The sequence below is a fragment of the Pristimantibacillus sp. Z349TD_6 genome, from assembly GCF_056173205.1.
This window is the reverse complement of the sequence record NZ_CM149662.1, coordinates 3,733,505-3,747,401: the sequence shown is the minus strand read 5'-3', so window position 1 is coordinate 3,747,401 and position 13,897 is coordinate 3,733,505. Positions and strand designations below refer to the sequence as shown.

The 13,897-nt window shown below is 47.0% G+C and carries 9 protein-coding genes; all 9 read right to left on the bottom strand.

Annotated elements, in window-relative coordinates:
• Positions 1 to 13: 13 nt before the first annotated feature.
• Positions 14 to 2,977, bottom strand: a complete 2,964-nt coding sequence (locus tag AC0VYE_RS16135) for a VWA domain-containing protein (RefSeq protein WP_475449124.1) — start codon at positions 2,975 to 2,977, stop codon at positions 14 to 16.
• Positions 2,961 to 4,949 (bottom strand): vWA domain-containing protein, encoded by a 1,989-nt coding sequence (locus AC0VYE_RS16130; protein WP_475449122.1) that lies wholly within the window; start codon positions 4,947 to 4,949, stop codon positions 2,961 to 2,963. Before AC0VYE_RS16130 ends, AC0VYE_RS16135 begins: the two co-directional genes overlap by 17 nt.
• Before the next feature lie 88 nt (positions 4,950 to 5,037).
• The gene (locus AC0VYE_RS16125) at positions 5,038 to 6,045 is read right to left on the bottom strand and encodes a DUF58 domain-containing protein (RefSeq protein ID WP_475449121.1); all 1,008 of its coding nucleotides are present in this window, start codon (positions 6,043 to 6,045) and stop codon (positions 5,038 to 5,040) included.
• A complete protein-coding gene (locus AC0VYE_RS16120; RefSeq protein ID WP_475449119.1) occupies positions 6,042 to 7,031 on the bottom strand; it encodes an AAA family ATPase in 990 nt (329 codons plus the stop codon). Before AC0VYE_RS16120 ends, AC0VYE_RS16125 begins: the two co-directional genes overlap by 4 nt.
• 15 nt (positions 7,032 to 7,046) lie before the next feature.
• The gene (locus AC0VYE_RS16115; RefSeq protein WP_475449117.1) at positions 7,047 to 8,897 is read right to left on the bottom strand and encodes a hypothetical protein; all 1,851 of its coding nucleotides are present in this window, start codon (positions 8,895 to 8,897) and stop codon (positions 7,047 to 7,049) included.
• Between the two features lie 165 nt (positions 8,898 to 9,062).
• The gene (locus AC0VYE_RS16110) at positions 9,063 to 9,968 is read right to left on the bottom strand and encodes an ABC transporter permease (protein ID WP_475449115.1); all 906 of its coding nucleotides are present in this window, start codon (positions 9,966 to 9,968) and stop codon (positions 9,063 to 9,065) included.
• Positions 9,965 to 10,897, bottom strand: a complete 933-nt coding sequence (locus tag AC0VYE_RS16105; RefSeq protein WP_475449592.1) for an ABC transporter ATP-binding protein — start codon at positions 10,895 to 10,897, stop codon at positions 9,965 to 9,967. The genes AC0VYE_RS16110 and AC0VYE_RS16105 overlap by 4 nt, the downstream gene beginning before the upstream one ends.
• 89 nt (positions 10,898 to 10,986) lie before the next feature.
• A complete protein-coding gene (locus AC0VYE_RS16100) occupies positions 10,987 to 13,350 on the bottom strand; it encodes a hypothetical protein (RefSeq protein WP_475449113.1) in 2,364 nt (787 codons plus the stop codon).
• 187 nt (positions 13,351 to 13,537) lie between these two features.
• Entirely contained in the window at positions 13,538 to 13,849 is a 312-nt protein-coding gene (locus tag AC0VYE_RS16095; protein ID WP_076269253.1) for a YbjQ family protein, read from the bottom strand.
• Positions 13,850 to 13,897: the final 48 nt, after the last annotated feature.

The following is a 13,897-nucleotide window of genomic DNA, read 5'->3' as shown; positions in this document are numbered from 1 at the left end:
TAATAGTAGTATACTAACGCTTCTTTCTGTTTTTCGCTGCAAGCAGACGATTGATCGTGGCTCCGTTATCTGCTTTGCCTTGCATATTAGCTCGACTCGAATCTAGTTCTCTTGCAACACGGGGATCATTTTCTTGCGCGCGCTCCACCTCTTTGGTTGGCACTTGTAAGCTCGTGTTCCTTGCAATAGAAACGTTCACTTTTTTCTCATCGTCTCGTTTGCCCGAAGCCTCTCCCGATTGACCTTTTTCTTCACGATTTCGTGGAGGGTTATCTCCGCTATAAAAACGGACTGCTTCTGACTTTCTTTCCTTTAAACGACTCACAGAGCTTGACGAATGGTCACTTAAAGCTCTTTCGTTATCTCGCTCGATTGATAATTTCATTTTTCTACGAATTGTTTGGATAAGCAGCTGAAAGCCACGATTCCATGAAATAGACAATCTGCGAATGGCGATATCAAGCAGCCATAGCAGCAGTGCTGCCACGAGAAGGCTATGTGTCCAGTTATAAACTTGCCGTGTACGATCAGGTTCAAATTGGAAGGCTTGCTTTGGGTCTGTTGGATCTAAAATTCTTCCAGTAGTTGTGGCGGCCACCTGTTCAAGCAGCTTTAATCCATCCTGATTTGCGATTCGATATTCTGGCGAATAAGGGATCACAAATCCTGCCGTATTCCCATTTTGAATAGACGAATGACTATCCCCTTGGCCAATCTGCGCCAAATAAACACCGGGTTCAGTAACCGTTAGCTTCGTTTCAAATTCACCAGGTGCCACTGGCATTAACCGCTTCCGTTCGCTTTCTCCCTCTTGATTCAGGATGCCTGCGGAAAGCTTGCTGTCAGCCCCTACTCCCTCCGCCTGTGAATGAACGGTTAGCTTTGCTTCATTACCAATCACTTGTGCAGTAATGGAATAGGGTGCACGCTCAAACTGGGGAAACGTCCATTTTACCCAATCAACGAAAACTTTAGGAAGTTCCGCCCATTGCACCCATTGGCTTGACCATTTTCCGCTTAAATCGCTTGTCCATGCAACTGCCCTTCCAGAACCATAAGACCAACGTGCGAGAAGTGGATCGCCTTCGGGTGTCCATAATGCAATCTCAGCTGTTTTTTTCGGCGTAGTTGCTATATAGGCATGGATTGCAGGCAATCCATTGCGCCAAAGGGAAGACCACTCTCCTGCTTTACCGATACTTGGGGTGAAGGTTTGCTCCACGACGTACGTTCTAGACATCATCACGGTCTCTCGGCTAAAAATAGCGGGAAGCGTGCTTTCGTCTTTCGTAAAGTAATACCGTCCTTTGGCATTTTTCGCCAACTGCTCAAGCAGTTTTTGATCGGCACCTTCTCCTACAGCAACTGTCGACAGCGTCATTTTTTTCTCATTCATTGCATCTGTAATCGTATTGTAGTTGGCATTCGTTGAAGATTGACCATCCGTCAGCAAAATCATGTGCTTGCGCTGTGCGTCAAGCTTATTTAAACCTTCATAACCTTCATTCAGCGCTGAAAATATTTCGGTGCCTCCTTCAGGCTGAATGCTTTGGATTTGATCAAGGACAGCTTGGCGATCAGTAAGCTTCGTCGGCTTTACAACCCACCAAGGCGAAGAATCAAACGCAACTACTCCTACTGTATCTGTATCTCGCAGCAGCTCAATCGTTCGCATGGCAGCTTCTTTCGCAAGGTCAAGCTTGCCATCCGACATGCTTCCAGATCGATCAATGACGAGTACAAGTCCTAGCGATGGAATTTGTTTTCTTCCTTGCAAGTCCATATATACGGGCAACGCACGCTCAACTGGCGTTTTGAAATAACCGCCAAGCCCAAAGCTTTCGTCACCTCCGACCATCATCAAGCCTACCCCATAATCGCTAACGGCTTTTGCAATCCATTCCATCGGCTTCTCCGCTATTCGCGCAGCGGATACATTATTCAAAATAATGCTGTCATATGCTGCATATTGTGCTAGCTCGACCGACAATTGCTCTGGCATGATCGTCTCGTAACGGATGACGGAAGCTTGCAGCGCAGCTTCTATGTTAGCTGAGGAGTCCTGGACGCCTTCCACAATTAATACATTTGGTGGACCACTTACCCGGCTAAAGGCATGTGCTGTATTATTTGCCGGCTGTTCATCGCCTGCCGTAAATATTTCAGCTCTAAAACGGTGAAAGCCCGGGTCCAGTGCAACACTTTGCAGCGAATAACGATTTCCGCCTCTTTCAAGCTGAATATCCGATACAGAAAGCTCAGTATCATCTGCAAAAAGTCGCAGCTGCGCCTGACCCGCAAATGTACTGTTAATGGCAATCTCAAAGGTAAAGGTCTCCCCTTGCTTAAGAGCTGCCGGTACATTCAGTTCTTCAATCGAGGTGTCCGTTACAACCGAAGTGTTGATATGGACCACATCGACTGAAATACCTGCATTTTTGAGCATACGTGCTTGTCGAAGCACATCACCTGTAGTTTCTGCACCATCAGAGAGCAGAACAATACGTCCTCCGCCTTCTTTTTGCAGTATAGCTCCTGCTAACTGAAGCCCCTGTGACAGATCGGTATAGTTCCGATTGACATTCGCTTGGAAATTAAACTCGTCATCCACTGATAAGCCCTTATCCGTAAACGTCCGTTCAACTGCCGCATTCAACCCAGAAGAAATGATTCCTCCCCGATCAGCTTCTTCTTTAGCAGTCCACGCCTCATTTATCCACTTGCCTATACGCTTATCGGCTCGCATGCTCTCTGACCTGTCAGCGACAAAAACGAGGCTGCGCTGCTCACGCTCAATAAACGGCTGGACTTGAGCCGCAATTGCAATCAGGAGTAACAGTATAGTTGATCGTGTGACAATAGACATTATTTTTCTGCGGCCGCGAAGTCGAAGGGTCATTTTGAACATCCAAACGATATATAAAAGCCAAGGAAGCAGCAATAAAAACGCGAGCGGGAACTCAGCCTGAAAGCCCACGGCGATACACCTCCCATTCAGCTGCCATTATGAAAAGCAATAGAATCGCAAAATACAATTGCAATGATATCTGCTGTTCTTCTGTTGAACGATCTATGCCGGGAGCTGGAGCGAGCTCAGAGGCTGCGTTCGGCAAAAACACCCCTACATCGGCTCCATTATTCTGAAGCTCCTCATGATCAACTGTGACAGCGAGCAACCGACTGCTTACAGCCATTTGTTCTTTGTCACTTTCCACGAGGCGGTATAACCCTGGAATGGAGGGTGCGATATATAATCCAGCTGAATCCAAATCAAGCTCTGCTGACTGACGAAGCAGCGCACGCTCAGCTCGGGAGTCTCCTCCTGTAAGCTCAACCGCCTCCCAAACCGCTTTGACCGTATTCGTATGTAGAGAAATTTCCATTAACTGATCTACAATGACAGAACCAAGCTCAAGGTGAGAACCGCCGCTCATCCACTGTGCAGCTTGAAGGATAAGAATCGGAAACTCTGGCCGAAGCGGCAAATCTGTATCTTGAAAATTAAAAGTAAAGCGCAGCTTCGCCTTGCCATTCTCCTTGCCTGCATAAATTGCCGGAATTCCTCCATAGCTAAGTACCGGCTCTCCCCATGAGAGTTCTGAAGCATCAGGCTTCTCCATTCGACCAATATGCGTATCAGCAAATGTGATATAAGTCGTAAGGGGATGCTCCTTCTTCTCTACTCTCGTGTTCGTTGGAATGCTTGCTGTTTCACCCGATTGATCGGGATGATCAATCATCCATAGCGGCTTTGAATTAAGCAGCAGGGACCATTCAGCGTCGGCCATCAGCCGTTCATTCATCCCATCCAAAATAATCCAATCCAGCTTATTAACCTGCTCACCTGTTGGAACGGCGCTGTCTGGACTTATTTTTACCGTTTGTACGCCTGCCAGCTGAAGTGCTTTCTCCAGAAACAAATTTCCTTCCGAAATGAGAAGTGCTTGCCTAGCACTTGGAATTGTCGGGAATTGAAATGCCGTGTTATCAATGACAACAGCATCCATGCGTTGTTCAATTCTGGCCTTGTAATAAAGGGCTGGAGGAAGATCGACGATCTCCACGCTTTCCCACTCGCCTGCTGGAACAATAACGGTTCGATTTGCAGCTAGATTCTGCTTTTTTACGTCACTCTCATCATTTGCAGCGAATACATCAAGCGTTACTGTCTGCTCCCGCTTGCTGTCATTTTGAATCGTAATCATACCCACACTTTTACCGTTATCGTTCGAATCTGCTTTGATGCCAAAATATAAAAGCGATACATTGCTGTCAGAGCTCGCTTGTCCTATGATTACACGCTCAACTTTTGCATGCAGGTTGAGCTTGTTGGCTTCTGCAGCATCTGACCACTGGCCATCTGTAAAAATTACGACCTCTCCATTTGAATCCTCTTGCAACAAAGAATCTGCTAACGAAAGGGCTGCGGTATGATCTGTTTTTCCATAAAAAGGAGTTATCGCTTGCAGTTGTCGTTTCATCTGCTCTTTGTTTCTTTGGCGATTCGTCAACACTTCAGGCTGCGCGCCTGTGGCAACAATCGTAATCAACCGAGCACTTGATTGTTTGTCAAGCCAGATCTCTGCTGCTTCTATTGCTGATTCAAGGCTTGTATTTGCAGTAAGATTGATGTCTCCTGTTTTTGCCGACATGCTTGCAGAACGATCAATAAGGAGGACAGCATGACCAGCTGGTGCTGCCTGCCTCAAGACTATTGGCTCCATTAAAGCGAAAACGAGTATTATCGCAACGAGCAGCTGCAAAATGAGAAGCCAGCGGCTGCGGAGCTTTTGCCATGGCCGATTCGCTTCCTGCTCCTGCAATACCCGTCTCCATAAAAGGTGACTAGCGATATGCTGGTTCTTATAGGTTCTCTTTAGGATATACATGGCAGCGATAGCTGGCAACGCAAATGCAAACCAAGCCGATGCCACGGACAAAAACTGCATCCAATACCCTCCAATCCATTCTAATCATGCTTTAAAGAGAGCTAGGAAAGTACATATGCCAAAACCTTATAAAGCAGTAAATTTAGAACTAGCTGTTAAGTACATGCGAGGATAAAAAAGCGTGTCTAACCGTTTCCTCTAATGGAACGCCAGTATTCACGAAAATATAAGAGGCGCCGCGTGCTGCGCATATGCTCTTCAGTTCATCTTGATAGCCTGCAACCGCACTGCGGTATTCCTGAAGCAGCTTTTGACCTATCGCTACTTCCTTTCCCGTCCCCAGCTCGCTGTCAATTAGGTTGAGTTCTCCGCTCAAATCGGGGCTCAACTCATCAGGCGACAATAGATGTACCAGCACAACCTGTTGACCTGCTGCTGTTAACGAAATGAGAGTCTCTTCGATTCCCTGTTCAAACATAGCATCTGTAAGTACCCACGCTGAACCAGAACGCCTCGGCAATGCAGCTGCCGTCTGGAATGGTGCTGCCATGTTAACGAATTTTGTTTCGGCAGGGGAAGAAGAATCGCTATCCCTCTCCAGCTGCTGCATGGCATCTGCTAAAAAATGAAAAAGCTTTGATGAAGAAACACGCCCATGCAGCGGCTGCAGCTCTCTAATGATCGTATCACGAAACAAACGCACCGATATTCGATCATCTCCGCAAAGTGCGATATGCCCTAAACATGCAGCTAGTCTTAATGCATATGGAAGCTTGTTTGTATCTGAATGCCCAAAAGCCATGGATTGAGATACATCGATGTAGAGGCTAACCTGCAGCTCTTGTTCATCCCAATATTGCCGAATAAACGCTTTGCCTGTTCGGCCGTAAACATTCCAATCTATTCGGCGGATATCATCACCGGATGAATAAGGCCGATAATCAGCAAATTCTTGCGATCCGCCAAGCGAGCTGGAGCGCCTTTTGCCTGCCAGCATGCCTTTGATGCGGTTGCCTGCACGAATACGCATTCGTTCAAGCTCCGTTAGAAAAGATAGATTAGGAAATAATAGCTTTAAAGCTTCCTGATTCGAAAGTCCGGCAGATGGAGAATAGCCATTCTGTGATGAGTTTGCTGATTCGTTGCTCACGCTCATCGCGCGGCCTCCACAGCTGTTAAAATCGCTTCGGACATCTGGTCGCTCGACATGCCCATCGCTTGTGCTTCATAGCTAAGCACGAGTCGATGCCGAAGCACCGGCAAAGCCGTTTGCCGAATGTCATTCCAAGAAATATGCAGCCTTCCAGCTGACAATGCTCTAACTTTACTTACAGCGATAATGGCTTGAACAGCACGCGGTCCCGCTCCGAATCGAACGTATCGTTTCACCTCTTCAGGTGCGTCAGGCTCGTCAGCATGCGACATCATAACAACCTTAACCGCTAAATCAAGCACCTCATCGGCGACTAAAATCTGTTTAGCGGACATCTGCAGATCCATTAATTCAGCCGCGGAAAGAACAACCGATACTTTGGGCTGAGTAATTGAAGTTGTGCGGAGCACGATTTGTTTAAGCTCCTCGCGGCTTGGATAATCCACTCCGATTTTGAGCAAAAAACGATCAAGCTGCGCTTCAGGCAGCGGATAGGTTCCCTCTTGTTCTATCGGATTTTGGGTAGCCAGCACAAAAAAAGGTTTTGGCAGCTGATGCGTCTCCCCGCCTGCTGTTACCGTACCCTCTTGCATAGCTTCCAGCAATGCGCTTTGTGTTTTGGGCGTCGCCCGATTGATTTCATCAGCGAGCACTAAATTTCCGAAAATCGGCCCTGCTTGAAACCGATGTGCGGCTGCCCCTTGGGTACCAAAATCTATCAATGTTGTACCCGTAATATCCGAAGGCATTAAATCAGGCGTAAATTGGATACGAGAAAACTGCAAAGAGATACAATCCGCAACAGTGCGGATCAGCATCGTTTTTCCAAGGCCTGGTATTCCTTCGAGAAGGGCATGACCCCCGGCAAACAAACACCAGAGCAGCTGCTCCACAACGGCTTGCTGACCGACGATGACACGGCCAATCTCTTCTTTCAATGCAGCAATCCGCGCGGCTGCCTCATCTAACTGTGCTTTGGATTCAATCATATCGGATCATCTCCATTATCGGTTCGGTTGAATTTGATCAAAATATTGCTTAACCTTCTCCTGCATACTATCAGGCAGCTGAGAGCGTCCTAGCGATTGCTTCGCTTCTGCTGCATATTCGTTATAGACATCCTCATAAGGACGTGTCGTTCCATCGATCATCGGGGATTGACCGCCATTAACAATCTGCCCCCCTGATGAAGGACCACCATCCTGTTGCACATTACCGGAGCCTTGCATCGTACGAGGCGTTGTGATCAAATTTCTGCCGCCGGCTCCTGTGCCAGCTCCTGGTCCAGAGCCGGAGCCAGTGCCAGAACCAGAACCAGAACCAGAGCCAGTGCCAGTGCCAGAACCAGAACCGGAGCCAGAGCCAGATCCGGAACCAGAACCAGAACCAGAACCAGAGCCAGTGCCAGAACCAGAACCGGAGCCAGAGCCAGAACCTGAGCCAGTTCCAGTTCCAGAGCTAGATCCAGTGCCAGAGCTAGATCCAGTGCCAGTGCCAGAACCTGAGCCAGTTCCAGTTCCAGAGCTAGATCCAGTGCCAGTGCTAGAGCTAGAGCCAGAGCCAGAGCTAGAGCCAGAGCCAGAGCTAGATCCAGTGCCATTGCCAGTGCCGGATGCAGCATTAGAGCCAGAGCCAGTGCCGGGCGTTACGCCCGCGGCGCCTTCCGCAGCAAGCTGCTGTGCCAGCTGCTGCCCGCTTTGCCCGAGCTGGCCCGCCATACCTCGGGCCAACTGCTCCAGCTCGCCCTGCGACAATTCGCGGGCGAGCGCTTTCTCAAGCGCCGCGAGTGCATCGCCGGCGCTCTCGCCATCCGAGGCGGCTCCGCCGTCCGCCCCGGCATCACCTGCGGCGCGCGCCTGCTGCGCCGCCTGTTCAAGCGCCGCAGCAAGCTGTGCGGCGCTCTGCTCTTGCGGCTGCTCTGCCGCCAGCCGCTCAAGTGCACTCGCCAGCGCTTCACGCTGCGCTGGCGACAGTTGGTGCAGCTGCGATCGCATCGCGTCGATCGCTTGCTGCATGCCTGCGGCGTCTCGGTCCTGTAAAGCTTGGCCGAGCTGCCGCAGGCTTGGCTCATTGCTCATCGCATTCGCCGCAGCTTCCAACCGCTTCGCCGTTTTTTGCGCCGCTTCAGCTGCTAATTCCAGCTTGTTAATCGCAGCCTCCAGCTGCTCTAGCGCCTCAATTCCATCGCTGCCCAGCGAATCGAGCTTGCTGCGAAGCTCCTTCAGTGGTTTAAGCAGCTCCTGCTTCTGATCCTCTGGCAGCTCTGCTGCCTCCGCGAGATCAGTAAGCTTCTCCGTTTCTTGCTCCAGCGCCACAAGCCTTTCCTTAGCCACTGCGAGCGCTTCCGCTCGTTCGTCAAGAGAATTAGGCAGGAATAGCAGTATCGCCAAAACGATCCATACAGCAGCTGCGCTATAGATGAGTAAACGCCAGCTTCGCCAGTCTGGCCACGGCAGCGAAGAATGTAATCCGCTCACATATTTATCAGCAGCCTCTGTTGCCACTTCTCGCTGCATCATAACGATCGGATGAGCCTGATTTTCTTCACGCATTAACCCATCAAGAGCTGTCGATATCGCATCCTCAGTTACTTGTTTATCCATCATTCTAGCTGCTTCCCTTAAGGAAGCACGCTTCCATAATCCAATGCCCGCACCAGCAACGAAACCTAAACTAGCAATGATGAACACAAGCAGTCGAACATGCAGAATAGGCCACAGCCTGCTTGCACCAAGCAGCAAAAGGCCAGCAGCACTGCTTCCAAGTAAACCTATCAGCGCATAACGGCTCACTGTAAACATTGTCAACCTGCGTCTAACAGGCTGGAGCAGTTCAACCAACGACTTCCTTTGCATAACTGGCCCTCCTATAAGTTTTGCGCAGTAAAACTTTACTTCGTAAGCATTATTTGCAAAGCAAAACTTTACTTCGTAAGCATCATTTGCGCAGCAAAACCTTACTCTACAGCATGATTTGCTTCACAGCTCTCACTTTCGTAACTATAATTTATTTTTCAAGCATTATTTCCGTCTCAAACGAGGACGAAGTCTACGAATGCCGAGCCATAGAGCAAGGATGGAGAGAAGCGTATAGATAATAATGAACTCCTGCCACAATGCAAGCGGCGCATTATACCCTTTCTGTCCAATCGAATTCACAGAAAAGGCTTGATTTGAGACGAGCGGATCTAAAATGCTGTACAAAGCAGCCGCAGGATTCAAGGCAATAATATGACCGATCCAGCTATAAGCATTTGTAGTCGTTTGCGGCATTTGCTCCATCACGCCTACGAGTACAATAAATAATAATGCTGTTCCGCCAAACATAAACAACGTAACGCCATACGTTACAATGACAGAAATCATTGTTCGCTTGAATAATGTCGAGAATAATATGCCGAAGGAACCGAGTACAAACATAATAAATAAATAAAACAAGAAAACGAGAAAGAGCTGTTCTGGCGAGATTCCGCCATACAAAAAGATCATGCTGTATACAGGAATCGTACTGATCACAATCAGTACCATAAAGCTTAGTGACGATACAAGCTTGCTAAGCACAATCGTTGCTGAGCTCTGCTGCGTCGTGAGCAGCAAATTAAGGGTCTGCTTCTCGCGTTCGCCGCTAATAACACCAGAAGTAAGGCCCGGTGCCATAAAAGCAATCAAACCAAGCTGTGCCATGCTCATAAAATAAAACAAAATCTTGCTTTGCTCAGGATTATAGGACTGTCCTCGTCCAGAAGTTACTTCAGTTAAATAAATAGCGCTTAAAGCCATTAAGCCGATTGCAAATAAGTAAAAGAACAGCGTCCACATCGCGCGAGGCGTCCTCATTCTAAGCTTAAACTCTTTATTGAGTACGGGATTGATAAGCTGGTGGCGCCAGCTCGTTCGGCCATCTCTTGCCGCGGATTGCTCCTTCATTCGAGTCCGTCTCCCCCTTTCGTAATTTCCAAAAACACATCCTCAAGATTCGTCTGCGCTTCACTGAAGGATATCAGCTGAAAACCTGCTGCAACCAGCTCATGAAGGAGCAGCGATTGCTCGGCATCCTGTCCGCCAAAGTGAATTTGTATTCCACGATCATCTCGGAAAATTCGGTTAACATAAGGGCGTTCACGCAAAAACAACTCCGCTTCTGACTCCCGATCAACTAATCTCACATGCAGGAAACGTTTGACACGCAATCTATTTTGAATATCTGCGACATTTCCGATCGCAATCATTTCACCATGCTCAATGACGCCGATTTCATCTACCATTTCGGCGAGCTCAGGCAATATATGTGAAGAAATGATGATCGTTTTCCCCATTGACTTCAGCTCTCGCAATATTTCTCTCATCTCAATCCGTGCTCGAGGATCAAGGCCGGAAGCAGGCTCATCCAAAATAAGGAGCTCTGGATCATGAACGAGGCAGCGTGCCAAGCAAAGCCGCTGCTTCATACCCCGAGACAGCGAGTCAACGTAAGCATCTTTTTTATCGCTCAAATTGACCAGCTCCAGCAATTGCGGAATCAACTGCTCCCGCTCCGCCTTCGGTATACCATAGCTGGCGCCATAGAAATGCAAATATTCTAACGTTTTGAATTGGTCATACACACCAAAAAAATCCGGCATATATCCAATTCGCTTACGCACCTCATGCGGATGTTTGGTCACGTCAAATCCGTCTACTTTTGCAATGCCTGAGGTGGGTATCATTAATGTCGCAAGAATAGACATCGTCGTTGATTTTCCCGCCCCATTGGGCCCAACAAAACCAAATACCGTTCCTTTTGGAATCGTTAGATCAATTGATTTAAGCGCTTGAAACGTTCCGAATGTTTTGGAAAGCTGTTTGATCTCAATCATCGGAACCAGAGGCGCATCATTTGATGGTTGTTCCGCAGGTTCCGTTTTAGGCACTTCCACATTAATGATCTCTATTTCGTGATTTTTGCTCATTTTTTCAGTATCTCTCCTTCTAAAGCAATCTGCGGTAAAGTCATGTCCACAGAACCAATGACCGAAAACTTCATACGAACAATTTGATTGTTAATCAAATACTCTTTTGGCGCTGCTGCAGCTTTGCTTGGATCTGTCCAATTTCCTTCTTTCTCGTTCCAGACAGTCAATGTGAGATTTGAAGCAGTTGTACTGTTGTTGTATAGGATTTCGAGATGATCATATACAGCATCATGATCATTTGGCAAAATATATTCAAATATAAGCTCGCCATCGCCTACAAAATAAGAACCGTTCCCGTAGTGCTGCAATTGACTCGTGGCATTCTCTGTAATAATGGGATTAATAAGACCTGCTGGCACGATGACACGATTCCCATCGATAAAAGAGGTATCGACCTTTTGAACCCACAGCTTCAAGTTATCAGTCTTTATCGTTTCGCCGTTTACCTTGTAATTCTGCTCATGATCAGTGCTAAAGCCAACCACTATAGGCTCCGGCGGGACAATGCCGCCATTGTTTCGATTCCCAAAGCTGTCTATAAGCTGTCGCTCTCGATTATACCCGTCATTGCCTCTGTTAGTTGGATTAGGAAACATCATCTGTCCATAAGGGAAATAACCTGATTGATTAACCGTACTCGTTGTAATCGTCGTTTGCCCGCTCTCGCCGACCTTCAAATCGCCAAAGAGCTGAGCTTGCCCATTGATTAGCATAGAAACATTCGTAAGATTAGTTGTCGTATTGTTAGTAGCAGTTACCTCAATTGCATGTCTAACCTGCTTATAAGCAAGGGTTAGCTGCCCCGTATCACTGCTCATCGTTTGCTTTTCTATCCATAGTTTCCTTGTCGACCAATAGGGAACGGAGCGCCATAATGCTGTAGTCGAATCATTTTCGGAAATCAATTGCGTTTTATCATCCATAGTCTGATTTCCACTTTGATTGTAAATGGTGTAAAAAGATAAATTTACTCTTTTATCAAATTCCGCAGTCACTGTACCCCCAGTTGGAATGAACACCGCAGTTGCGCCCGATCGTACGGCGTCTCCTTGTCCAGTCAACTCTATGATCTCAATCGTATGGGCTGATAAATTCCGCTTATCTTCAGCGCCAAAGAAAAAGATTGCAAAACCGGTCATAACAGAAAAAGCAGGGATAAGCCACCACGACCACTCTCTGCGATCTGCCTTAGCTAAAATTATATACAGTACTGGCGCTGTGATGATCATATAGCCGATAAACATCCACATTAGCAGCATAAAGTTGGGCGGTTTAATCGACGGGAACTCATCTATAATACTTTCAATATTCCATTTCATATTATTGTTGATGTTCACCATGCCAGGCTGAAGCGGCGTCAAATTTTTTTTAAGCACCTTCGCCCATAGCGTCGCGCTGCCAGTCCATGTAGACATAGGCTCAAGTGATGGATCAAAAGCGATATAAATAACGCTCCCAAATCCATGTTCACGGGATACGACAAGCGGCAGGCCATTCTCAGCAAGCTCCGTTTTGCCATCTATTATATGACCTGTCGAGACGACCAAAGGTTTTTCAAGTGCAAGTGCGGTACCTCCGAAGCTGGCAAGTGAATCCGCGCTGGATATGGTCGATGTGCCTGACGATTCTAATGGTGCAATCTGTTTAAAGGCATCTGCCGTTTTGCCATAGCCTACTCCTCCAGTTAACACTAGTGTACCGCCTTGCTGTACCCAATCCGTTATGGCTTTAACCTGTGCTTCTTCCCAGCCCGTGGTTGGCATATCATTGATAACGATCGTATTGAATGTTTTGAGTAAAATGGGATCGCCGGGCAGTTCCTTCTGCGCAATCGGAATGACCGTTATTTCGTAGCCTCGTTGATTTAACGATGGCATAAAATTCAAAGTATCCGGGTCACGAGATATGACACCAATGGTGTAGCTGTTGGCTGTTCTTGCGTTTATGTAATCGTTGCCGAAAATCGGAATAAGTTTGCCAGATTTATAGGAGTCCTTAAAAAAACGTATTTTACTGTTGCTCCGATTAAGAAGCTCGCCTTGAATAGATGCTGTTAATTGTATGGATGTGCCTAGAGGCAGCTCTGTGGGTATGATCAAGTCATTAGACCCTACTATAGATATAACCACTTCACCTTTCAAATCCTCAGCTGTCTGGTTTGTCAGAGTAAGCCGTACAGGATACCATTCGGATTGTTTCATGTAGCCCTGAAATCCGACACTCGTTTCCAATGAAATTCCCTTCTCCGTTGCTGCTGCCTGTGCGTTGCCAGTTCCCGCTAAGAAAGCTGCTATCAAACTAATCATGACCGCGTATGCGATGGTTCGATTTCTTAAATGAATAAAACAGTTCACCATTTGACCCCTCTCTTTACTTGATCTTCCATTTATACACATCCTTATTTTAACGGATTTTACAATTGAATTGTTGCTTCTTTTTCTAAATAATCATAAAATACAAAAAAAAAACGACAAAACTTGATCATATAAGCTGTGCTTAAGATGATCATAGTTTTATCGTTTTCCAATTTTACGGTAAATTATTTTACAGGCGTACTGCTGTTCCGCTGACAGCTACCATTAACATTCCTTCACGCACAACCTCATAATCAATGTCGATCGCAACGATTGCATTTGCTCCAATCTTAGCGGCTTGATTTTTCATCTCATCAATGGCTACGTCACGTGCTTCCTTCAGCTTGCTCTCATACGCACCGGAGCGTCCTCCAACGATGTCTGTAATTGATGCAAAAAAGTCACGAACGACATTTGCACCCATAATCGCCTCTCCTGTTACGATTCCTATATAATCTTGAATTGGACGGCCTTCTATTGTTGGTGTTGTTGAAATTAGCATCATTATGCTCCTCTCGCTTCATAAAGAAGCGTGTATTTAAAACATTTG